Origin of the sequence: Hymenobacter oligotrophus (assembly GCF_003574965.1) — a bacterium.
Lineage (GTDB): Bacteria > Bacteroidota > Bacteroidia > Cytophagales > Hymenobacteraceae > Solirubrum > Solirubrum oligotrophum.
In genome coordinates this window covers 1,235,073-1,258,070 of sequence record NZ_CP032317.1, presented here as the reverse complement: position 1 = coordinate 1,258,070, position 22,998 = coordinate 1,235,073, and the positions used below count along the sequence as shown (strand labels likewise).

At 59.7% G+C, this 22,998-nt stretch carries 18 protein-coding genes; 12 read left to right on the top strand and 6 right to left on the bottom strand.

Features of this window, described 5'->3' with window-relative positions:
* Positions 1 to 7: 7 nt before the first annotated feature.
* The 6 genes from D3Y59_RS05285 (at position 8) to acs (ending at position 9,382) form a co-directional block, all read left to right on the top strand.
* Entirely contained in the window at positions 8 to 1,513 is a 1,506-nt protein-coding gene (locus D3Y59_RS05285; protein ID WP_119444102.1) for an MFS transporter, read from the top strand.
* 166 nt (positions 1,514 to 1,679) lie between these two features.
* A complete protein-coding gene (locus tag D3Y59_RS05280) occupies positions 1,680 to 1,913 on the top strand; it encodes a hypothetical protein (protein ID WP_162910573.1) in 234 nt (77 codons plus the stop codon).
* 112 nt (positions 1,914 to 2,025) lie between these two features.
* Positions 2,026 to 4,809 (top strand): sensor histidine kinase, encoded by a 2,784-nt coding sequence (locus D3Y59_RS05275; protein ID WP_119444100.1) that lies wholly within the window; start codon positions 2,026 to 2,028, stop codon positions 4,807 to 4,809.
* An 83-nt stretch (positions 4,810 to 4,892) separates the two neighbouring features.
* The gene (locus D3Y59_RS05270; protein ID WP_119444099.1) at positions 4,893 to 5,282 is read left to right on the top strand and encodes a response regulator transcription factor; all 390 of its coding nucleotides are present in this window, start codon (positions 4,893 to 4,895) and stop codon (positions 5,280 to 5,282) included.
* A gap of 60 nt (positions 5,283 to 5,342) precedes the next feature.
* The gene (locus tag D3Y59_RS05265; protein WP_119444098.1) at positions 5,343 to 7,307 is read left to right on the top strand and encodes a propionyl-CoA synthetase; all 1,965 of its coding nucleotides are present in this window, start codon (positions 5,343 to 5,345) and stop codon (positions 7,305 to 7,307) included.
* An 86-nt stretch (positions 7,308 to 7,393) separates the two neighbouring features.
* Positions 7,394 to 9,382 (top strand): acetate--CoA ligase, encoded by a 1,989-nt coding sequence (gene acs, locus D3Y59_RS05260; protein WP_119444097.1) that lies wholly within the window; start codon positions 7,394 to 7,396, stop codon positions 9,380 to 9,382.
* A 297-nt stretch (positions 9,383 to 9,679) separates the two neighbouring features.
* On the opposite strand, the gene D3Y59_RS05255 is transcribed toward acs, so the two are convergent.
* Positions 9,680 to 10,270: a hypothetical protein gene (locus D3Y59_RS05255; RefSeq protein ID WP_240410540.1), complete on the bottom strand. Its 591-nt coding sequence runs from the start codon at positions 10,268 to 10,270 to the stop codon at positions 9,680 to 9,682.
* 18 nt (positions 10,271 to 10,288) lie between these two features.
* Entirely contained in the window at positions 10,289 to 11,443 is a 1,155-nt protein-coding gene (locus tag D3Y59_RS05250) for a zinc-dependent alcohol dehydrogenase (RefSeq protein ID WP_119444096.1), read from the bottom strand.
* Between the two features lie 546 nt (positions 11,444 to 11,989).
* Here D3Y59_RS05250 and D3Y59_RS05245 point away from each other — a divergent pair.
* On the top strand, positions 11,990 to 13,585 hold the full coding sequence (locus D3Y59_RS05245; protein ID WP_119444095.1) for a glycerol-3-phosphate dehydrogenase/oxidase: 1,596 nt from the start codon (positions 11,990 to 11,992) through the stop codon (positions 13,583 to 13,585).
* Between the two features lie 65 nt (positions 13,586 to 13,650).
* Here D3Y59_RS05245 and fahA read toward each other — a convergent pair whose 3' ends face one another.
* Entirely contained in the window at positions 13,651 to 14,931 is a 1,281-nt protein-coding gene (fahA, locus tag D3Y59_RS05240; RefSeq protein WP_119444094.1) for a fumarylacetoacetase, read from the bottom strand.
* Positions 14,932 to 15,054: 123 nt separating this feature from the next.
* Here fahA and D3Y59_RS05235 point away from each other — a divergent pair, with 123 nt between their 5' ends.
* The 4 genes from D3Y59_RS05235 to D3Y59_RS18725 all read left to right on the top strand — a co-directional run bounded on the left by D3Y59_RS05235 (position 15,055) and on the right by D3Y59_RS18725 (position 17,375).
* Positions 15,055 to 15,810 (top strand): DUF6882 domain-containing protein, encoded by a 756-nt coding sequence (locus tag D3Y59_RS05235; RefSeq protein WP_162910572.1) that lies wholly within the window; start codon positions 15,055 to 15,057, stop codon positions 15,808 to 15,810.
* A 153-nt stretch (positions 15,811 to 15,963) separates the two neighbouring features.
* A complete protein-coding gene (locus D3Y59_RS18220) occupies positions 15,964 to 16,530 on the top strand; it encodes a hypothetical protein (RefSeq protein ID WP_162910571.1) in 567 nt (188 codons plus the stop codon).
* A gap of 84 nt (positions 16,531 to 16,614) precedes the next feature.
* Positions 16,615 to 17,013 (top strand): agmatine deiminase family protein, encoded by a 399-nt coding sequence (locus tag D3Y59_RS18845; protein ID WP_119444092.1) that lies wholly within the window; start codon positions 16,615 to 16,617, stop codon positions 17,011 to 17,013.
* Complete coding sequence (locus tag D3Y59_RS18725; protein WP_317127426.1) at positions 16,920 to 17,375, top strand: agmatine deiminase family protein; 456 nt, start codon at positions 16,920 to 16,922, stop codon at positions 17,373 to 17,375. Before D3Y59_RS18845 ends, D3Y59_RS18725 begins: the two co-directional genes overlap by 94 nt.
* A gap of 225 nt (positions 17,376 to 17,600) precedes the next feature.
* Here D3Y59_RS18725 and D3Y59_RS05220 read toward each other — a convergent pair whose 3' ends face one another.
* Both D3Y59_RS05220 and D3Y59_RS05215 read right to left on the bottom strand, forming a co-directional pair.
* Positions 17,601 to 17,930, bottom strand: a complete 330-nt coding sequence (locus D3Y59_RS05220) for a NifU family protein (protein ID WP_119444090.1) — start codon at positions 17,928 to 17,930, stop codon at positions 17,601 to 17,603.
* A 59-nt stretch (positions 17,931 to 17,989) separates the two neighbouring features.
* A complete protein-coding gene (locus D3Y59_RS05215) occupies positions 17,990 to 19,087 on the bottom strand; it encodes an Mrp/NBP35 family ATP-binding protein (RefSeq protein WP_119444089.1) in 1,098 nt (365 codons plus the stop codon).
* 551 nt (positions 19,088 to 19,638) lie between these two features.
* On the opposite strand from D3Y59_RS05215, the gene dnaG reads away from it, so the two are divergent.
* Positions 19,639 to 21,678 carry a DNA primase gene (gene dnaG, locus D3Y59_RS05210; protein WP_119444088.1) on the top strand — a complete coding sequence of 680 codons (2,040 nt, stop codon included), beginning with the start codon at positions 19,639 to 19,641 and terminating at the stop codon, positions 21,676 to 21,678.
* A gap of 65 nt (positions 21,679 to 21,743) precedes the next feature.
* Here dnaG and D3Y59_RS05205 read toward each other — a convergent pair whose 3' ends face one another.
* Positions 21,744 to 22,919, bottom strand: a complete 1,176-nt coding sequence (locus D3Y59_RS05205) for a metallophosphoesterase (protein WP_162910570.1) — start codon at positions 22,917 to 22,919, stop codon at positions 21,744 to 21,746.
* Positions 22,920 to 22,998 lie beyond the last annotated feature (79 nt).

The window sequence follows — 22,998 nt, the reverse complement described above, 5'->3', positions numbered from 1 at the left end:
TACAACCATGGCAGAGAACATTCCGAACCGTGCGGTGGCGGCCTCTTATGCGGGCGGCGCAGCCACCGACGCCGTAGCCCACGACAACAACACGGTGTCGAAAAGCAAAATTTGGCAGGTGATTACGGCCTCCTCGGTCGGCACCGTCATCGAGTGGTACGACTTCTACATCTTCGGCTCGCTGGCGGCCATCATTGGGCCGGTGCTGTTCGGCTCGGCGGGCAAAATCGAAGATACCATTTTGGGGGCGCTGGCCGTGTTTGGGGCCGGTTTTGTGGTGCGGCCGTTTGGGGCGCTGGTGTTCGGCCGCATCGGCGACATGATCGGGCGCAAGTACACCTTTTTGCTCACGCTGCTCATCATGGGCGGGGCCACCTTCATTACGGGCCTCATCCCGAGCCACGACCAAATTGGCATTGCCGCTCCGCTTATTGTGCTGGTGCTGCGCTTGTTGCAGGGCCTGGCCCTGGGGGGCGAGTACGGCGGCGCCACCACCTACGTGGCCGAGCACTCGCCCGACAAGCAGCGCGGCTACTACACCTCGTTTATTCAGATAACCGCCACGGCGGGCCTGTTCCTGAGCATTTTGGTCATCATTGCCACGCGCAAAATCATGGGCGAGGTAGAGTTTAAGGAGTGGGGCTGGCGCATTCCGTTTCTGCTCTCGGGCTTCCTGGTAATTGCCTCGTACTACATCCGCCGCAAGCTGCACGAGTCGCCGCTGTTTGCCAAGGCCAAAGCCGAGGGCAAAACCACCAAAAACCCGCTGAAGGAGTCGTTCCTGAACCCCGTAAACCGCCGCTTGGTGCTCATTTCGCTGTTTGGCGCCACCATGGGCCAGGGCGTGGTGTGGTACACGGGCCAGTTTTACGCCTACTCGTTTATGCAAAACACGCTGAAGATGGACATCGTGGATGCCAGCTTGGTGTTGTGCGTTGCGCTGCTGCTGGCCACGCCGTTCTTCGTGTACTTCGGCTCGATGTCGGACCGCATCGGCCGCAAAAAGATCATCATGATGGGTTTGCTGTGCGGGGCCCTGTTTACCGTGCCCATCTTCTACGGCCTCAAGCAGTTTGCCGGCCCCATTACGGAGGTAACGCCGGCCACCATTGATGCCGCCGGTAAAGCCGTGCCGGCCGTGATGAAAGCCCTTACGCCCCAAATTCTGCCCATGACGGCCTTGGTGTTCTGCCTGGTGCTGTTCGTGACGATGGCCTACGGCCCCATTGCCGCTTACCTGGTGGAGCTGTTCCCGACCAAGGTGCGCTACACCTCGTTGTCGTTGCCGTACCACATCGGCAACGGTGTGTTCGGCGGCTTTGTGCCCCTAATTGCCACCGCCCTTACGCTGCGCGCTGCCGCCTCGGAGGTACCCTTCATCAAGGAGCACAGCTTCCTCGCCGGCCTGGTGTACCCAATAGGTATTGCGCTCATCTGCTGGCTTATCGGCATGGCCCTGATGAAAGACGTGCGCAACGTGAAGCTCATTGAAGAGCAGCCCGAAAAGGCCTAGGTCGCCAGGCCCACCGCGGCGTTGGGCAGGCCTGCTGCTGGGCCCCGCAGGCGCCCCGCTTAGTTGAATGTTGGTTTGGAAACATTGTCCGCCGTTCCGTTGGGGCGGCGGACTTTCCCTTACCTAGGATTTTTGGTAGCTTTTGTAGGCGCTTTCGCCCATGCCCATGCAACCACCGCCCGCCCCCGAGCAAGCCGAACAACGCCGCGGCCAACGCCTGCTGTTTGTGGCCGTGCTGTGCGCGGTGCTGCTCACGTTTCCTTTCCTGGCCATTGTCGATAAGCCCTTGCGCCTGGCCGGGATGCCGGCGCTGTACCTCTACGTGCTGGCCGTGTGGCTGCTGGTGGTGCTACTTACGGGCTGGCTGGTGCGGCGAAGAGGAATGAAGAGTGATGAATGAGGAGGAAATAATTCTTCACTGGCTTGCACCCCAGCATTCTCCACCGCGCCGCATCCGGCTTTCTGTTTGACTATCTTTTTCGAGTACATTCCTCCTTCCTCCTTAACCCCTGATGTCTAAACTGCTCGTCATAGGCTGTTCGTTTGGCTACCTGCTGCTTCTGTTTGCGGTAGCCTACGCCGCCGAGCACAGCTCGGCGCGGCGGCGCAGCCTGGTGAGCAACCCCTACGTGTACGCCTTGAGCATGGCCGTATACTGCACAGCTTGGACGTACTACGGCTCGGTGGGGCGGGCAGCACACTCCGGCCTCGAGTTTGTAACCATCTACCTAGGGCCCACCTTGCTGGCCCCGGTGTGGTGGCTGGTGCTGCGCAAAATCATCCGCATTTGCCGGCAGCAAAGCCTCACCTCGCTGGCCGATTTTGTATCGGCCCGCTACGGCAAGAGCGCCTCCCTAGGTGCTTTGGTAACGGTGCTCTGCGTGTTGGGCGTGGTGCCCTACATTGCGCTGCAAATCAAGGCCATTGCGCAGTCGTTTGATATCCTGACGCGCGGCACCGCGGCCTTGGCGGCGCTGCCCGCCGCGGGCGGAGCCTTGGCCCAGGGCACGGCTTTTTACACCACGGCTGCGCTGGCCTTCTTTACCATCATTTTTGGGGTGCGCTCGGTAGAGGCCACCGAGCGGCACGAGGGCATTGTGCTGGCTATTGCGCTGGAGTCGCTTATCAAACTGGTGGCGTTTTTGGCGGTGGGGGCCTTTGTAACGTTCGGCTTGTTTGGCGGCTTCGCGGATGTGTTCGACCAGGCCGAGGCCGTGCCGGCCCTGCAGCGGCTGTTTACGCTGCAGGGCGCCGGCACCAGCCCCTCGCAGTGGCTTGCGTTGCTGTTGCTCAGCGGAGCGGCCATCTTGCTGCTGCCCCGGCAGTTTCAGGTGGCCGTGGTGGAGAATGCCAGCGAAGACCACCTGCGCAAAGCCATGTGGCTTTTTCCCTTGTACCTCATCGTTATCAACGTGTTTGTGCTGCCGGTGGCTTTGGGCGGTGCCTTGCGCTTTGGCCTGGGCCCCGGCGCCCCCGATGCCGACACGTTTGTGCTGGCCCTGCCGCTCAGCAGCGGGCACACGGGCCTGGCGCTGCTCACGTACCTAGGGGGCGTGTCGGCGGCCAGCTCCATGATCATCGTGGAAACCATTGCCCTGAGCGTAATGATCAGCAACCACTTGCTGATGCCGCTGCTGGTGCGCATACCCGCCGCGCGCCCCCAGGTGCAGCCGCGTTGGTTTGCTTACCTAGGGCGCGTGGTGCTGCACAGCCGCCGCGCAGCCGTGGTGCTGGTGTTGGTGCTGGCCTACGTGTACTACGCCACGGTGGGGCGGCAGCTGCCGCTTGTCAACATCGGGCTGGTGTCGTTTGCGGCGGTGGCGCAGCTGGCGCCCGCCGTGCTGGGTGGGCTTTACTGGAAAGGCGGCACGCGCCTAGGCGCCACGGCCGGGCTAATCGGCGGGTTTGCGGCCTGGTTTTTTACGCTGGTGCTGCCCACCGTAGGCGGTACCGATATGGTGCCCGCTTCGGTGCTTACGCAGGGCGCCGGGGCCGTGGCCGAGCTGCGCCCCCACGCCTTACTGGGCCTCGAGGGCCTGGACCCATTGCCGCACGGCTTGTTTTGGAGCTGGCTGCTGAACATCGGGCTGTACGTGGGCGTATCGCTGGCGGGGCGGCCCTCGGCCACCGAGCAGCGCCAGGCCGATGCGTTTGTGGACGTGTTTCGGTTGGGCAGCCCCGCCGACGCGCCAGCCACCTGGAAAGGCGCCGCCCCCTTGCCCGATTTGCGCGCTTTGCTGGTGGGTTTCCTGGGTCGGAAGCGCGCCGCGCAAGCCCTGCGGCAGTTTGAAGAGCGTTACCCCTATGCCGCCGTGCACGCCGCCGACGGCACGCCCGCGGCCCACGCCGACCCGCGGTTGCTGGCCTACGCCGAAACCCTGTTGGCCGGTACCATCGGGCCCGCATCGGCGCGGCTGCTGCTGGCTACCTCGGTAGGAGCCGAGGAAATGAGCTTCGACAGCGTGGTGGGCGTGCTGCGCGAGTCGCAGCAACTGCTGGAGGCCAACCGCAAGCTGCGCAAACAATCGCAGCAGCTGCAGCGCCTCACCGAGGAGCTGCAAGACGCCTACGACCGCCTGCGCGAGCTGGACCAGCAAAAGGATGAGTTTCTGTACACCGTTACGCATGAGCTGCGCACGCCGCTCACCAGCATCCGGGCCTTGTCGGAAATCCTGGCCGACAACCCCGACATCGACGAGGAAGAACGCTTCCGCTTCCAGAGCACCATCACCAAAGAAGCCGAGCGCCTGAGCCGCCTGATTACGCTGGTGCTCGATCTGGAGAAATTTGAATCGGGCAAGGCAACACTGGAGCGCACGCCCGTCGACGTTGCCGAAATAATCAACGACGCCACCGAGGCCGTGGGCCAGCTCGTGCGCGACAAGCAGTTGGTGCTGGATGTGGCGGTGCCGCCGGGCCTGCCCCGCGTATCCGCCGACCGCGACCGGCTGATGCAGGTGCTCGTGAACTTGCTCTCGAACGCCGTGAAATCGTGCAAGCCGGGCGAGGGGCGGATTGGCATTGCGGCCGAGGCCGCGGCGGGCGGGCTGGTACGCATCAGCGTAAGCGACAACGGCAAGGGCATCGACCCGGCCTACCACGAGCTGATTTTCGACAAGTTCTTTCAGGCCAAAAACCAAACCATGCGCAAACCCGAAGGCTCGGGCCTGGGCCTGGCCATAACCAAAAAAATTGTGGAGCTGCACGCCGGCCGCATGGGCGTGGTAAGCGCCCTGCAGCAGGGCGCCCGCTTTTGGGTGGAGCTGCCGGTGGCGCCGCCGCTCCCGAGTACCTAGGGCCAATGCCCGCTAGCAGGGCAGCGCGGCGCCATGCTCATGTTTTGCGCCAATTGCCGCCACTGCCGCTTACCCCATACCCCATGAAAACAACCGAATCTGCTCATAAAGTACTGGTAGTCGACGACGAGCCGAACATCGTGATGTCGCTGGAATTTTTGCTGCGCAAAGCCGGCTACGCCGTGAGCATAGCCCGCAACGGTACCGAGGCCCTCGAGGCCATCGAGCGGGGGCCGTTTGATGTAGTACTGCTCGATATTATGATGCCCGACGTCGACGGGTACCACGTGTGCCGCCACCTGCGCCAGCTGCCCGCCCACCACGAAACCAAGGTGATTTTTCTGTCGGCCAAAAGCCGCGAGGCCGACATCCAGAAGGGCTACGAAGCCGGCGCCGACTTGTACCTCACCAAGCCCTTCTCCACGCGCCAGCTGCTCGAAAAAGTACGCGAGCTGGCACCCATAACCACCTAGGGCCCTGCACTAACCGCCGCTACTGCTCGCCGGCCAAGCTTCTTTCCCACAACCTGCGCCATGAAACCTGTTCCTGCCTCAACCTACGCTGCGGCGCATGCCGCCAGCCTCGCCGATCCGGCCGGATTTTGGGCCGAGCAGGCGCAGGCCCTTCAGTGGTTTACGCCACCCGTGCAGCCGCTTGCCTTCGAAAAAGGGCTGTACCGCTGGTTTCGGGGCGGGCGGTTGAACACCTGCTATTTGTGCCTCGATTACCACGTGGCCAATGGGCGGGCCGAGCAAGTGGCGCTTATTCAGGATTCGCCGGTAACCAACACCGTGCGGCGGTTTACTTACCGCGAGCTGCTCGACCTCACGGCCCGCTTTGCCGGCGGCCTGCGCAACCTAGGCGTAAGCCACGGCGACCGGGTTGTCATTTACATGCCCAACGTGCCCGAGGCCGTGGTGGCCATGCTGGCCTGCGCCCGCCTAGGTGCCGTGCACTCGGTAGTGTTTGGGGGCTTTGCGCCGCACGAGCTGGCCGTGCGCATCAACGATGCCCAACCCAAGGTGATTATTGCGGCTTCGGGCGGCATCGAAATCGACAAAATCATTCCGTACAAGCCCTTGGTTGATGCCGCTATCGAGCAGGCCAGCCACCAGCCCGCGCACGTGGTGGTGCTGCAACGCGAAGCTATTGCCCACGCCGTGCACGCCCGCATGCTGCCCGGCCGCGACGTAGACTACCACGCGCTGCTGCGGGCCGAGCCCGTGGAGTGCGTGCCCGTCGAGGCCACCGACCCGTTGTACATCCTGTACACCAGCGGCACCACCGGCAAGCCCAAGGGCGTGGTGCGCGACAACGGCGGGCATGCCGTGGCCCTTAGGTACAGCATGAGTGCCATTTACGGCGTGCAGCCCGGCGAAACGTTTTGGGCCGCTTCGGATATTGGTTGGGCCGTGGGGCACAGCTACATCGTGTACGGGCCATTGCTGCACGGCTGCAGCTCGGTGCTGTACGAAGGCAAGCCCGTACGCACGCCCGATGCCGGCGCGTTCTGGCGCGTAATTCAGGAGCACGGGGTAAGCGTGCTGTTCACGGCGCCTACGGCCATTCGGGCCATCAAGAAGGAAGACCCCGAAGGCTTGCTGCGGAAACATTACAACCTCGGCTCGTTGCGCCACCTGTTTCTGGCCGGCGAGCGGTGCGACCCTGCCACCTACGAGTGGGCCGGCCAGCACCTAGGCGTGCCCGTTGTCGACCATTGGTGGCAAACGGAGTCGGGCTGGCCCATGCTGGCAACTATGGCAGGCTTGGCCGATATGCCGGCGCCGCGCGCCGGCTCGGCGGGCCACCCCGTGCCGGGCTACGAGGTGCAAATACTCGACGAGGCCGGCCAACCGGTGCCCGCCGGCACCACCGGCCTGGTGGCCGTGCGCCTGCCGCTGCCGCCCGGCTGCCTGCCCACCTTGTGGCACGACGACGAGCGTTTCCGGCAATCCTACCTGAGCACCTTTCCCGGCTATTACCTCTCCGGCGACGGTGGCTACCAGGATGCCGAAGGCTACCTCTACATCATGGGCCGCGTCGACGACGTGATTAACGTGGCCGGCCACCGCCTGAGCACCGGCGAAATGGAAGAGCTGCTGGCCGCGCACCCTGCCGTGGCCGAGTGTGCCGTGCTGGGCATTGCCTGCGAGCTGCGCGGGCAGCGGCCGGTGGGCTTGGTGGTGCTGAAGGACGGACAAACCATCGGCGAAGCGCAGCTGGAAAACGAGCTGGTGCAGCGTATCCGCGAGCAAATTGGCGCGGTGGCGTGCTTTCGGCAAGCCCTGGTGGTAAAGCGCCTGCCCAAAACCCGCTCGGGCAAAATCCTGCGCAAAACCATGCGCCAGCTCGCCGATGGCGAAGCGTTCAGCACGCCCTCTACCATCGACGACCCGCAGATTCTGGTTGAAATTCGAACCGCCCTGGCTGCCCGGGGCATTGGCCGTGCTTTCGAGCCTACAACCGAATCGGTGCCCGCGTCGACGCCATCGGCCTAGGTCAGCTGGCCGGGTACGCGGCCCGTCGGCGGGGTTGGCCTCCCGCTCTTTTCGCTTCCTCTTCAACTCCAAAATACCCTACTCCGATGCTCACCACCCCCGCCGCGCGCGCCTCCGAAAACGGTGCGCTTACCGCCAAACCCTCGCCGCCCGCTGCCGTGGCGAGCCACGCCCGCATCCGCTCCCTCGAAGACTACCACGAGGCGTACCGCAAAAGTGTGGAAGACCCCGATGCTTTCTGGGCTGAGGTAGCCGAGCCCTTTACCTGGCGCCGCAAGTGGAACAAGGTGCGCGGCGGGGCTTTTTCGCCCGAGGGCAGCTCCACGTGGTTTGAAGGAGCCAAGCTCAACATCACCGAAAACTGCCTCGACCGCCACCTCGCCGCCCGCGGCAACAAGCTGGCCATCATTTGGGAGCCCAACGACCCCAAGGAGCGCCACCTGCGCTTAACCTACCGCGAGCTGTACAACGAGGTGTGCAAGTTCTCGAACGTGCTGCACAACCTAGGGGTGGAGAAGGGCGACCGGGTGTGCCTCTACATGCCCATGATTCCGCAGCTGGCCATTGCCGTGCTGGCCTGCGCCCGCATCGGGGCCATTCACTCGGTCATCTTCGCTGGCTTTTCGGCCACGGCCATTGCCGACCGCGTGAACGACGCCGAGGCGGCCTTCGTGATAACCGCCGACGGCCTCAACCGCGGCGCCAAGCAAATCCCCGTGAAGCGCGTGGTAGACGAAGCCCTGGAGCACTGCCCCTCGGTGCGCAAGGTGCTGGTGATTGAGCACTTGGGCTGGCCCGTGCACATGCACGAAGGCCGCGACGTGTGGTACCACGAGGAAGTAAAAGAAGCCGGTAAAACCTGCACGGCCGAGGAAATGGACGCCGAAGACCCGCTGTTCATCCTGTACACCTCGGGCTCTACGGGCAAGCCCAAGGGCGTGGTGCACAGTACCGCCGGCTACATGGTATGGGCCGATTACACTTTCCGCAACGTGTTTCAGGTAGAGGAAAACGATGTGTACTGGTGCACCGCCGACGTGGGCTGGGTAACGGGCCACTCGTACCTGCTCTACGGCCCGCTGCTGGCCGGCGCCACCACGCTTATGTTCGAGGGCGTGCCCACGTACCCCGATGCGGGCCGCTTCTGGCAAGTTTGTGATAAGCACTCGGTCACCATCTTTTACACGGCGCCCACGGCCATTCGCTCGCTCATGGCCGCCCCGCTCGACAACGTGCTCAGCTACTCCCTCGATTCGTTGCGCGTCCTAGGTTCGGTAGGGGAGCCCATCAACGAGGAGGCCTGGTACTGGTACTACCAGCACGTGGGCAAGGAACGCTGCCCGGTGGTGGATACCTGGTGGCAGACGGAAACCGGCGGCATCATGGTTTCGGCGCTGGCCGGCATTACCCCCAGCAAGCCCGCCCACGCCGGCCTGCCGCTGCCCGGCGTGCAGCCCGTGTTGCTCACGCAAGAAGGGCAGGAAATCGAAGGCAACGACCAGGAAGGTTACCTGGCCCTGAAGGCCGCATGGCCGGGCGTTATCCGGACCACCTACGGCGACCATGAGCGCGCCCGCCAAATGTACTTTGCGCCGTACCCTGGCTACTACTTCACCGGCGACGGGGCCCGCCGCGACGAGAACGGCCTCTACCGAATCATCGGCCGCGTCGACGACGTGATTAACGTTTCGGGTCACCGCTTCGGCACGGCCGAAATCGAAAACGCCATCAACCAAAACCCGCACGTAGTGGAGTCGGCCGTGGTGGGCTACCCGCACGACGTGAAAGGCCAGGGCATTTACGCCTACGTGATTTGCCACCAGGGCGAGGGCAGTACCGAGGCCGAGCGAAACCATTTAGAAGCCAGCATCATCGAAACCGTAGTGGCCGAAATTGGCAAAATCGCCAAGCCCGATAAAATCCAGATTGTATCGGGCTTGCCCAAAACGCGCTCCGGCAAAATCATGCGCCGCATTTTGCGCAAAGTAGCCGAAGGCGAAACCGGCAACCTAGGCGACACCACCACGCTGCTCGACCCGCAGGTGGTGGATGAAATTATTGCAGGGCGGAAGTAAGCCCAGTTCAGAGGGCCATGGCAAGTCGTGTTATGCAACGTCGTATCATGGCACGTCATGTCGAGTTTGTCGAGACATCTCGTGTTCTGACGTCCGAGGATAATCACTATCCGGCGAGATGTCTCGACGGGGCTCGACATGCCCGTTCGGGGGCGCGACATGACGCCACCTAGGGGCCACTTGAAATGTCGCCTGGCAGCGGCTGATTCTGCCTTACTCCAGGCCAATCAACACAAAGGCCGCCCCTGGTTGGGGGCGGCCTTTGTGTTGATGTGCGGTTTGGCACCTAGGGCTTGCCTAGTACTGATTCTCGTCGTAGTACCGGTCGTCGGCGTAGTACTCGTTCTCGTCGTAGTACCGGGCCTTCTTCTTGTTCTTTTTCTTCTTGCGCGAGCCTTTGTCGTCGTCGCCCGAAGTGAGCCACAGCACCAGACCGGCGGTTACGGCCGTAAACGCCGATAGTCGCAAAATCAGGCTGGTGCGGTCGTGCTTCCAAGAGGCGTTGTAGCCTTTTTCCTTCCAGATGTTCGGAAATTTACCGTGCGCCAGGTCTTCCAACACGCCTTCCACCACGTTTACGCGGTCGGCCAGGATGAGCGGCAGCCAGTGGTTGTATTCGTTTTCGCTCCACCGGAACGCCCAGCGCCGGATAATGCCGCTCAGGCCTTGCGGCGGCGAGGCCGTGCCGAACACGGCCGTAACGTTGGGGCGCTCGTTGGAGTGCAGTATTTCCACGTCGATGGGTTGCTGCGTGGGCCGTTCCCAGTTGTAGCCCTGCTCCTCCAAGTCGGTGCGGTGGGGCTTCATGGGGTAGGTGGGGTCGTTTTCCGGGTCGGCGTCGATGCCCCAGCCCGGGACGCTTTTGGGGTCGATTACGTGCTTTTGCATGGTTGAGGAGCTTAGGGGTTAGCGGGCCGTCGGCATCATCAGTACAGGCTTGATGCAGTTGTCGAGCTTGTCGGAGAACATCCGGTAGCCATCGGCAATGTCTTCAAGCGGAATGCGGTGCGTGATGATTTCCTTGGGCTTGATTACGCCGTTCATCACGTGCTCGATCAGGCGCGGCAAGTGGCGCTTCACGGCGGTTTGGTTGCCCCGGATCGTGAGGCCCTTGTTGAGCACGTTGCCGATGGGCACCAGGTTATCGGTGGGGCCGTACACGCCTACCACGCTCACAATGCCGCCTTTCTTAACGGAGTTGATGGCCCAGTGAATGGCCGTGGCCGAGCCGGCCTGCAGCAGCAGCTTGCGGCCCGTTATGGTTTGCATCACGTCGCCGCTGGCCTCAGCTCCCACGGCGTCAATCACGCAGTCGGCGCCCATCCAGTCGGTAATTTTCTTGATGAACAGCACCGGGTCCTGCATGTCCTTCTCGAAGTTGTAGGCCTCGCAGGGCGCGTAGTTCCGCACGAATTCGAGGCGGTAATCCTCCTTGTCGAGCACGATTACGCGCCCGGCTCCGAACAGCCACGCCGATTTGGCGGCCATGATGCCTACCGGCCCGGCCCCGAACACCACCACCGTGTTGCCGGGCTGAATGCCGGCCATTTCGGCGGCCTGGTAGCCCGTGGGCACCACGTCGGTGAGCAGCACGGCGTCGTCGAGGTCCATGCCCGGCGGAATGACGGTGGGGTTTAGGTTGGCGTAGGGCACGCGCACGTACTCGGCCTGCCCGCCATGAAAGCCGCCCGCCGTGTGCGAGTAGCCGTAAATGGCCCCTACAGCCGTGGCCATGGGGTTCGATTCGTGGCAGTTGCCGTACAATCCTTGCTTGCAGAAGTGGCACTTGCCGCAGGAAATGTTGAAGGGCACAATCACGTGGTCGCCCACTTTGAGCTTGGTCACCTCCGAACCGATTTCCACCACTTCGCCAACAAACTCGTGGCCGAAGGTGGTGCCCACGCGCGTATCGGGCACGTTGCCGTTATAAAGGTGCAAATCGGAACCGCAAATGCAGGAGCGCGTTACGCGCACAATCGCATCCTCCGGATGCTTGATTTCGGGCATCGGCTTTTGCGTAACGCGGACCCTTTTGGGGCCCCGGTAGTCCATAGCTAGCATACGAATCGGGTTTTTAGGTGCATGGAAGTGCGTGGGTAAACAGGCCTGCCGGCGGGGCGCACGGCCCGGCCAGCGCTAGGCCGCCCCGCAGCAGACAAGCATAGAGTACTGCCATGCGCGGTTAAGGTTGCGGAGAAGTCCTAATTTAGACTGTAATTATCCTGATATAAAGCTAATGGCCGCGCGTCAGCTCACGCCTGCTGATTGCTTATCAGCCAATACTTCCGACCTAGGCCTCCCCAACTCTTACCAACTCCAAAATGACAAGCAACCCATAATGGTAATAGCCTTTACAAAGCACACAATGGATTTATTGAACATATGATAAACCAGTTTACTATTATCGTTAAGAGTCTTGTGTTCCAGAATTGCACATAATAAACTGATTTACTAACGACGCACGTTGACCTTCGATTCCTGGTTTTCGTTTGTTATTGGAGGCGACTTTGTAAAGCATCATACTTCGCAGTTCACATTCAGACAAGCGTTATCGAAAATGCCGGAAGCTACTTCAAACTTCAGCACACCACGCAGTTCAGTTGTTTTATGAAGTCAGTTACCACCGCCTTTCAACGCGATGCGCAATTGCGGCTCGTGGCCGGCGGATCCCATTGGGACGTGGTGGTGATTGGGGGCGGGGCCACTGGCCTGGGCGTGGCGCTCGATGCCGTGAGCCGCGGCTTTTCGGTGCTTTTGCTCGAGCAAGCCGATTTCGCTCAAGGTACCTCCAGCCGTAGCACCAAGCTGGTGCACGGGGGCGTGCGCTACCTGGCGCAAGGCAACCTAGGGCTGGTGCGCGAAGCCCTGCGCGAACGAGGTTTGTTGCTGCGCAACGCCCCGCACGTGGCGCATAGCCAAACCTTCGTTATTCCGGCCTACGGGCGCTTTGCCCGGCCGTACTACGCTCTCGGCCTGAAACTATACGACTGGCTGGCCGGGCGCCTGGGGCTGGGCAGTTCGCGGATGCTTTCGGCGGCGCAAACCCGGGCTTACCTAGGGACCAACCTGCGCACGGCTGGCTTGCGCGGCGGTGTGCTCTACCACGACGGCCAGTTCGACGATGCCCGCCTGGCCCTAAACCTCGCGCAAACCTGCGCCGCGCACGGCGCCGCCGTGCTCAACTACGCCGCGGTGCGCAGCCTGCTGAAAGCCGCCAACGGGCAAGTGCAAGGCGTTGAGTTCGAAGACCGCGAAACCGGCCAGCGCCACCGCGCGCTGGGCAGCGTGGTCGTCAACGCCACCGGCGTGTTCGTGGATGAGGTGCTGCGCCTCGACGAACCCCGCCAAGCCCCGCTCGTGCGCCCCAGCCAGGGCGTGCACCTCGTGCTGCCGCGGCGGTTTCTGCCGGGCTCGGCGGCGCTGCTCATCCCGCGCACTTCCGATGGCCGGGTGCTCTTTGCCGTGCCCTGGCACGGCCACGTGGTACTGGGCACCACCGATACCCCGCTGCCCCAAGCCAGCCCCGAACCGAGGGCCCTGCCCGAAGAAGTCGACTTTATTTTGACCACCGCCGCCCGCTACCTGCAGGCCGCGCCCACCCGCGCCGATGTGCTGAGCGTGTTTGCCGGGCTGCGGCCCCTCGCAGCAACAAGCTCCGGCGCCGGCGCTACCAAAAACATTTCGCGGCGGCATTACCTGCGCGTTTCGGCGTCGGGGCTGTATACCATTACCGGCGGCAAATGGACGACCTTCCGCCAGATGGGCGAAGTCGTGCTCGGCCGCGCCACTGCTTTAGGCAAGCTGCCCCACCGACCGAGCGGCAGCGCCACGCTGCCCATCCACGGCGCGCCGCCGGTTCCTCATCAGTCCGAAGCCCCCGGGCACCTAGGCGTTTACGGCACCGACTTGCCCGCTTTGCAGCAGCTACTTGCCGACAACCCATCCTGGGCCGACCCGCTGGATGCTGCCTTCGCGTACTTGCAGGGCGAAGTAGTATGGGCCGCCCGCCACGAAATGGCCCGAACCGTGGAGGATGTTCTGGCGCGCCGCTTGCGCGTGCTTTTCCTCGATGCCCGCGCCGCCCAGCGCATGGCACCGAGGGTTGCGGCCTTGCTTGCGCAGGAGCTAGGTCGCCCCGAAGCATGGCAGCGCGAGCAGGTAGCCAGCTTTACGGAATTGGCGCAAGGCTACCTGTTGCCGTAAAAATGTAGCGCGGAAATCCGTTGGCTACGCCGACCTGTGGTTCCGCGCTACAAATGACCCGACGGCTACTCTACAGCTGGCAGCACAGTGCCGCGCACCTCGCCGAAGCCGATGCGCAGGCCGTTTCGCTCGCAGAAACCGCGCATAATCACGGTGTCGCCGTCCTGGATAAACTTGCGCTGCGAGCCGTCCGACAACGTCAGGGGCTTGGTGCCGCGCCAGCTGAGTTCCAGCATCGAGCCGTACGAGTCGGGGCTTTGGCCGCTGATGGTGCCCGAGGCGTACAGGTCGCCCACCTCCAGCGGGCAGCCGTTGGAGGCGTGATGCGTAAGCTGCTGCGCCATGCTCCAATACATGTACTTAAAGTTTGAGCGGCAAATCACGTTTTCTTCGCCGCCTTGCGGCTGCAGGCTTACCTCCAGCTGAATATCGAAGTTGCGCGCACCCACCTGGTGCAGGTAGGGCAGGGGCTCGGGGTCTTGCTCAGGTCCGGTTACCCGGAAGGGCTCCAGGGCATCGAGCGTAACCACCCACGGCGACAGGCTGCTCCCGAAGTTCTTGCCCAAAAACGGACCTAGGGGCACGTATTCCCAGCTCTGCAGGTCGCGGGCGCTCCAGTCGTTGAACAGCAGCAGGCCGAAAATGTGGTCTTCGGCTTGCTCCAACGGCACGGTTTCGCCCAGCGCAGTGCCTTGGCCCACTACCATCGACACTTCCAGCTCAAAATCGAGCTGCTGCGAGGGGCCGAAGGTGGGCACCTGCGCATCGGGCGCCTTCCTTTGACCTAGGGGCCGCCGGATATCGGTGCCGCTTACCACGATGCTGCTCGTGCGGCCGTGGTAGCCAATGGGTATCCACTTCCAGTTGGGCAGCAGGGCGTTGGCCGGGTCGCGGAACATGGTGCCCACGTTGGTAGCGTGCTCAATGCTGCTGTAAAAGTCGGTGTAGTTGTTGGGCTTCACGGGGCGCAGCATGCGCACATCGCGCTGGCGCACCAAGCAGCTGCGCATGGCCTCCTCGTTGTCGCGCAGCTCGGGGTTGTCGTGGCGCAGCAGCTGGCTGATGCGCTGCCGCACCGCCCGCCACACCGGCCGGCCCAGCTTGATAAACCCGTTGAGCGAACGACGCCGGAACACCCGCGGCTCCGAAGGTAGATCGAGCCCGCGGAACAAGCCGAACTGGCTTACGGCGTACAAATCGAGCACGTACTCGCCAATGGCCACGCCCACCCGCGTTCCGCGTTCCTCCGTTTCGAACACGCCAAACGGCAGGTTCTGGATGGGAAAGTCGCTGTTGGGCGCAATGTCAATCCAGGAGTGCAGGGAAGGGTCGTTCGGGTTGGCCATATGTTTGAAAGCAGGGTGGATTGCGGGCAAAGGTATAGGTGCAAGCGCAAAAGCAGGGTATCTGAGCAGTTTGCCAGCTTACACTGCGCTGGCTACCTTCAGGCTCCCAATTCACATGAAATCATGAATAAATTAAAATACAGCGTGTTTGCTGATCAATGCCTGCACGACTTGCAAGTATTACAAGAACAATTCATAACAGACTATGATATCGATTCTTATGAGAACTGGTTTTATAATAATGTTACAGGCTTATTAACCTTTTCGACGGGAGAGAAAGAAATCAATTTGCGATTCGTGCTAGCGGGTACTTATTCGACAAACACTAATACTTGGAAATGGGCGTGGGACAAAGAATCCGTTTTTTCGAAGGGCAAAGGAGAAATTGAAGCTATAAAAGACTTTGGAGAGCAAACCGCGTTTGATAAGCTTATTACTGGATACTTCGAAAGCTCCGAAGAGGAAGCATGGCAACTAAGTGCAATAGCAGTCTATTTACTTAATGGCATAGGGGTATATAGGCCAGTATCTGAGCATCTGTTATGTTTTTTGGTAGTGCTAGACGTGGTCGATAATGAAACTGCTCAGGAAATTAAAGACAAGTATGTGGAGTGTGGTTTACACGAATGCCGAAGAAGAGCGTTTGTTTGCCAACACCTGAATCGTGCTTCAAAAGTTGGATTTGAGGAGGCTTTTGTAACGCATGTAAACATGGAATTAGACATCGAAGATGATCTTCAAGCATGGTGTGATGAATGCGAAAAGGTAAGGGAGCGAGAAGGTGAGTGGAATGACAGCTCAATGGCTTTTGCTAACATCAAACTCGTATGTGAGCAGTGCTATTTCGATATGAAAGAAGTTAACATAAGACGTAAGTAAATCTTACAGCTACCAAACCAAAAACCACCGCGCCCCGCCTCCGCCAAAATCAGTAGAAGCGGCTTGGAAGTCGTCGGGTTTCGGTTATCGTGCCAACGGTCTACTTGTAGCCGAAACTCGCTTGCGGACTAAGTAGATATAACCCAAGCCAATATGCTGCTGCCAGTTTCGGCGATAGGAATGTTACCTGCCATTTTAGTACGGCACACATCAACTATGGAATTTTTGTCAATAAAAAAAGAAACAGAAAGCGAATTTGAGAGCATAGCTCAAAAATTATTTGATAGTTATGCCATTCAGACAAATAACGCTTTATATAGGTTAATAGAAATTGAATTTTATTGGAATTCACCAAATCATGCTGACAACAGTACATACAAGCGTAGACACGTTGACCCCAAAGCGGGCGATTGGTTTTTTCATTATTCAGGGGTTGACATTGCTCTCAAAAATGACGAAACAGGAGGTTATGGTGGCATCTTGCTAAGAAGTATATATGATATTGACAGGAAAACAATTATAAAAGGACCGATGGTTTGTGCTATGAAGCTTTTCAGTGAAAATAATGCGTTCACTCAATCGATAAAAACACAAATTGTTGAACATAATTTTCCGAAATCACAAATTATTAAAAGAACCCGTATAGGCTTAGGAAAAAACGCAAAGGAAAACGGAGCTGATCAACTAAACTATGCTTTCTTAATTAACCCAGGCAAATGATAATTGACAGCCAAACTAATTTTCTATATTTAGCGGACACTTTACCAAAAAAAATATCCCGACTTTTACAATCGGTTTGAAAAGGTGCTGACCGATTGCAATATCAATTTTGCGCTGCTTCCTAAAACAAAAGATGTGTGGGCGGTTGACTATATGCCTATTCAGACCGAGTTGAACAAGTTTGCTCGGTTCACTTATAATCCTTCATACTTACAGACAAAGAAACTTCTAAAAACAATTTCAGACGTTGATGCAATTTGTAGTCATATCTGTATTAACACAATAAAAACAGATATCATCCTTGACGGTGGTAACGTAACACATTGGACAAATAAAGTCATTATGACTGACCGTATTTTTGTTGACAATCCACAGTATGAACGCAAGCAATTGATAAAAAAGCTATACGAACTCTTACAGATTACAAACTCTACTTTGTTTCCCAACAACCGGGCGACTTCACAGGTCATTCAGACGGTATGATTCGGTTTATAAACGAAAATACGGTTGTCATCAATAACTATAAACATAAAAAAGAGAAAGAATGGTTTTATAGAGCTTTTGAAATTGCTATTCACAACACAGGACTTGAGTACATAAAAATTCCTTATAAAGTATATGACAATGAAAGTATAGACCACGCAAATGGCGGCTACATCAACTATTTGCAAATGGAAAATACGGTAATCATTCCAACCTTTGGCATCAGAGAGGATGACTTAGCCGTAAAACAACTTGAGACGATTTTCGCAGGACAAAACATTCAGACTATCGAAAGCAACGAAATAGCTTATGACGGAGGAATACTGAACTGCATAACTTGGAACATAAAGACAGACAAATAAAAACAGCAGGTAACAGCGGTTTGGCGTTATGGGGGCTGACGTGCTTCGTAGGGACATTTGTGCAAGACTCAACATTAGTGCTTCGTATGGATAGTAGTGCTAAAAATCTCCCACAACGCCTTGCCGCAATCCGTTGACTAAATTCACTAACACGAGCGCGCCCCGCCTCCGCCGAAATCGGCAGAAGCGGGGCGCTTTTCTATTAGTACTTCCGAAAAACGAATATTAATTAGGCGTAGGCACCGGGTTCGGCTGCACAGGGCGGCCAACCTGGCCGGCTGGCTGCGGTGCCGTAATGCCGTTTACGGCTTCCACGGCCACAATTTCCGGTACGGCCTTTTTAACCGATTCGCTAACACCGGCTTTCAGCGTCATGGGCGACATGGGGCAGGTACCGCAGGCACCCATCAGCTCCAAGCGGAGCACCATATCGTCGGTAATCTCGAGTACGCGCACGTTGCCGCCATCGGCTTCGAGGTACGGCCGGATGCTGTCGAGGGCTTGCTCGATGCGGGGCAGCAAGGGATGTTCGAGGAGAGTGGCAGACGCTGACATAGTTACTAGACACTTGACCTGATTGCGAAGTTCGCACTTTCGCCGCAAACGGGTCGGCTTTACTTTACTTCAACTACCTGCGTGCGCGGCGCGATGTTGTTGCGGATAGACACCTGCTGCGCCAGATTTTCGGCCAGCTGCTCGAACGCCGGGGCCACCGCCGAGGTGCTTTGCAACACCACCGGAATGCCGGCGTCGCCGTTTTCGCGAATGCCCTGTACCAGCGGAATTTCGCCCAGCAGCGGCACATCGTGCTTGCGCGCCAGCTCGTGGCCGCCGCCTTGCCCGAAGATGTAGTACTTGTTTTCGGGCAGCTCGGCGGGCGTAAACCACGCCATGTTCTCGATAACGCCCAGCACCGGCACGTTGATTTGCGGCTGGCGGAACATCTGCAAACCCTTCTGTGCGTCGGCCAGGGCTACTTTTTGCGGCGTGGTTACAATTACGGCGCCGGTAACGGGCACCGTTTGCACCATCGTCAGGTGAATGTCCGAGGTGCCGGGCGGCATATCGAGCAGCAGGTAGTCCAGCTCGCCCCAATCAACTTCGGTGATAAACTGCTTTAGGGCCGACGAAGCCATGGGGCCGCGCCACACAATGGCCGATTCGGCCGGGGCCAAAAAGCCAATGCTCATGATTTTCACACCGAACCGCTCGATGGGCTCAATGAGGTTGCGGCCGTCGGGGGTCTGGAATACGTGCGGGCGGGCGTCCTCCACGCCGAACATTACCGGCATCGAGGGGCCGGAAATATCGGCGTCCACAATGCCTACTTTGGCACCCGAGCGGGCCAGGGCCACGGCCAGGTTGGCCGTAACGGTGCTTTTGCCCACGCCGCCTTTGCCCGAGGCAATGGCCACGATGTTCTTCACGCCGGGCAGGATGTCGCGGTTCTGGCGCATGGTCGTCACGCGCGAGGTCATGTTCACCGTCACCTCTGCGTCCTTGTCAACCATCGTTTGGATGGCGCGCACGCAGGCGTTGCGGATGAGGTCTTTGAGCGGGCAGGCGGGCGTGGTCAGAATCACGGTGAAGGAAACCTTCTGGCCGTCAATCTGCACGTCTTCAATCATATTGAGCGTCACGAGGTCTTTCCCTAGGTCGGGTTCCTCCACGTAGCTCAGGGCTTTCAGTACAGCTTCTTGGGTAATGCTCATGGGAGTAGAGGGGCGGGCTTGGCCGCCGCGTCGGCAAAGGTAATTCCGAATCGGTGGGCTAATGCGGAAAACCCGCAAAAGCCGGCCAGAGTTTGCTCGACGGCCAAGAACAACAAACTCCCCTCCTCAGATGAGGAGGGGATGCCGCCGCTTTAGCGGCGGCTGGGGTGGTTGACCATCGTTGCTGACGTTGTTAAAAACGTGGACAAAAACTGCTTACGTTGTCTTCCTGAGGCGCTAGCCGAAGGACCTTATTGCGTCCGCGCGATTTTCCTAGGCCCTGTCCTGTCGAGCATGCCGAAACATCATGCGTGCTGGTGCTAAGTGTTACTTGTCATCCTGACGAAGGAAGGACCTTATTGCGCCAGATAGTAAATTCTACCCCACGTGATAAGGTCCTTCCTTCGTCAGGATGACAGGTTAAACAAAGGCGGCCAACGTCAGCAACGATTGTCAACCACCCCAGCGGCAGCTAAAGCTGCCGCGTCCCCTCCTCATCTGAGGAGGGGAGTTCATTCGTACCTTCGCAGGCCTTATTGCTCAGCTCTGCCGTGGCCCTCATTCCGAAAGAAACCATCGACCAAGTTTTGCACTACGCCGACATTGTGGAGGTAGTAGGCGACTTTGTCACGCTCAAGAAAAAAGGCCAGAACTTGTGGGCCTGTTGCCCTTTTCACCACGAAAAGTCGCCGTCGTTTTCGGTGGCGCCGGCCAAGGGCATTTACAAGTGCTTTGGCTGCGGCAAAGCCGGCGACGTGGTGCGCTTCGTGATGGACGTGGAATCGGTGAGCTACCCCGAGGCCATTAAGTGGCTGGCCAAGAAGTACGGCATCGAGATTAAGGAAGAAGAAAAGACGCCGGAGCAGCAGCTGGCCCAAAACGAACGCGACTCGCAGTACATCGTGTCGGATTGGGCAAAAAACCGCTACAAAAAGCTGCTGCAGGAGTCGGAAGAAGGGGAGAGCATCGGCTGGGCCTACCTCAAGGAGCGCGGCCTGAACCAGGCTACCATCGAGACCTTCGAGCTCGGCTACTCGCTCGATAAGTGGGACGACGTGCTCAACGAGGCCCAGAAAGCGGGTTTCGACGCGAAGTACCTCGAAAAAACCGGCCTCGTGATTAAGCGCGAGGAAGACGGCCGCCGCTACGACCGTTTCCGGGGCCGCGTGATGTTCCCGATCCACAACATTTCGGGCCGCGTGGTGGGCTTCGGTGCCCGTACCTTGCGCCGCGACGAAAAAGCCGGGGCCAAGTACCTGAACTCGCCCGAGTCGGAGATTTACCACAAATCCGACGTGCTGTACGGCCTGTACCAGGCCAAGCAGGCCATTCGGCAGGAGGAGCTGTGCTACCTCGTGGAGGGCTACCTCGATGTCATCAGCCTGCACCAAGGCGGCATCAAAAACGTGGTGGCCTCGTCGGGCACCTCGCTCACCGAAGGCCAGATCAGGCTGATTGCCCGCTACACCGACAACGTAACGGTGCTGTACGACGGCGACGCGGCCGGTATTCGGGCAGCTTTGCGCGGCCTCGATATTATTCTGGAGAACGGCCTGAACGTGCGCGTGGTGTTGTTCCCCGACGGCGACGACCCCGACAGCTACATCCGCAAGGTGGGCGACAAGCGCTTCCAGGAGTTCGTGGAGGCCAACAGCCAGGACTTTATCTCCTTTAAAACCAAGCTCGCGGCCCGCGAAGCCGCCAACGACCCGGTAAAGAAAGCCGAGGCCATTCGCGACGTGCTGCAGAGCATCGCCAAAGTGCCCGACCCGCTGAAGCGGCAGGTGTTTTTGCAGCAAACCGCCGGCACCTTCCACATCGACGAGCAGGTGCTGATTTCCGAGTACAACAAGCTCGTGAAGCAGGGAGTGCCTAGGTCGTCGGGGGGCGGAGCTGCCAGCAGCACCCGCAGCCAAAGCAGCACCGCGGCCGTGCAGCCCGGCGGCCAGCTTACGGGCCTGGGTCAGCAACCGCCGCGCCCGCAGCCCGACGATGCCATGCCCGACGAGGCATATGGCTTCATGGGCGACGAGCCTACGGAGGACGTGGTGGAGGCCGAGCCGATACCCGACGTTCAGCAAGCCTGCGAGAAGGAGGTGGTACGCCTCATCCTGAACTACCCGGCGCAGCAGCTGGCCAACGAGCACACCGTGGCCGAGTACCTGCTAAGCCAAACCGACGAAACGCCCTTCCGGACGCCCATTTACGCCGACCTGATGCATCTGTGCCGCGAAGCCCTAGGTGCGGGGCGCTTTCCCGATGCCCGGGAGCTGGTGCGCCACGAGCGCAGCGACATCCGGGCCGTGATTACCGATTTGGTGACCGAGCCGCACGAACTGAGCCCCAACTGGATTACGCACAGCATTTACGTGCCGCGCGAGCTGGATATGCTGCAGGAAGCCTGCGACAACGCCATTCTGCGCCTGAACAAGTGCAACGTGGAGCGCGAGCTGACCGACTGCCTCAACACCATGAACTCGCTCGACCCGAACAACGTGGAGGAATACTTCGCGCAGATGTCGATTTTTAAGAGCCTGAAGCAATTGGATATGCAGCTGGCGGGGCTGCTGGGTACCATTATATCGCGGTAGAAACACTGCGCGGGCCCGCCTCTGCGAACCTCCGCGCAACCTGCGTGAGAACCTGCCGCAGGTGCCTACAATGCCTGCTTGCGCCCTAGGTTGTCGACGACCGAAAACCTTCCGCCTTCGACCCACAGCGCCTGCCCAAATCCTTGTTTCGTATGCTCTTGGTGCGGTAAGTCAATAGCAACAACCTGCCCGTTGTAAAGCGGGGTAATTTCTTCGACGGGCGTGTGGGCAATAACCATTCGCGTAGCGCCGTATTGCCGCAGCACCGCCGCTACGTGCGCCGCCGGGGCTTCTTCCTGCGCGATGCCGCGGTACCAATCGGGGCTGAGCTTGGGGTTGCGCACCAGCTGCTCGGCGGGGCGGGGCGCGGCGTGTTGAGATGCATCGAGGCTACGGCGCGTAAGCGCGTTGAGCTGCACAAGGGGCAGGCGTAGCGCGGCAACCTCGGGGCTGAGGCCGCCGTGCACGAACAGCGTGGGCCCGATGCGCTCCACTACGTTTTTGGAGCGCAGCCAGCGGCCTAACTCGGTATCGGGAGCGTACCAGCGGGCGTAGTCGAGGCCAAGCGAATCGGCGTTGTGGCGGTATTTGCGGCGCAGGTATTTGTAGTGGCCGGTCAGGTTCATCACCTCGTGGTTGCCCAGGATGAAGTGCACCTTGCCGCCGGCCTGCGCGGCCTCGTGCTCCAGCTTGTAGAGCAGCCACAGGCACTCGGTTACCTGCAGGCCGCGGTCGAACATATCGCCCACAAATACGAGGTGGCCCGCGCCAAAGCGCCAGCGGGCTTGCGCGTCCACCACGCCGGCGCCCTGCAGCAACTGCTGCAACCCTTTGAAGTTGCCCTCGATATCCGACACCACCAGCATGCGGGCGGGCGCGGGGTACTCGGCCGGTTCGGCAGCCGGAAACGCGTGCCGCGGGAAACGGAATGCCAGGCCGGTTTCCTGCACAAAGCAGGTAAGCGAGTCGGAGGCCGAGCGCAGCGTGTCGATGCGTACCACGCTGCCTAGGTTTCCGGGCACAATGCGGCGGCTAAGGGCCACACCCCCGGACAAGTTTTGCACCACGGGCCCGTCGGGCGAAAAACCCGATTCATCGGGCATCGGGCGTTTAATAGAATAGCCAGGAAAAAAATACACCCGGTCGATAACCGCTTGCGAGGCTAGCACAAGCCCACCGGCCAGGTACAGAACATACAAGCCGGCCAACGCAAGCAGGGCGCGTTGTGGTTTGAGTGCCATTAGCATAACGGGTTGATACAAATCGGAACGCGGCTGCGAGATAAGCAAATTGCGGCGAGTACTCCCTGCCTCAGCGCAC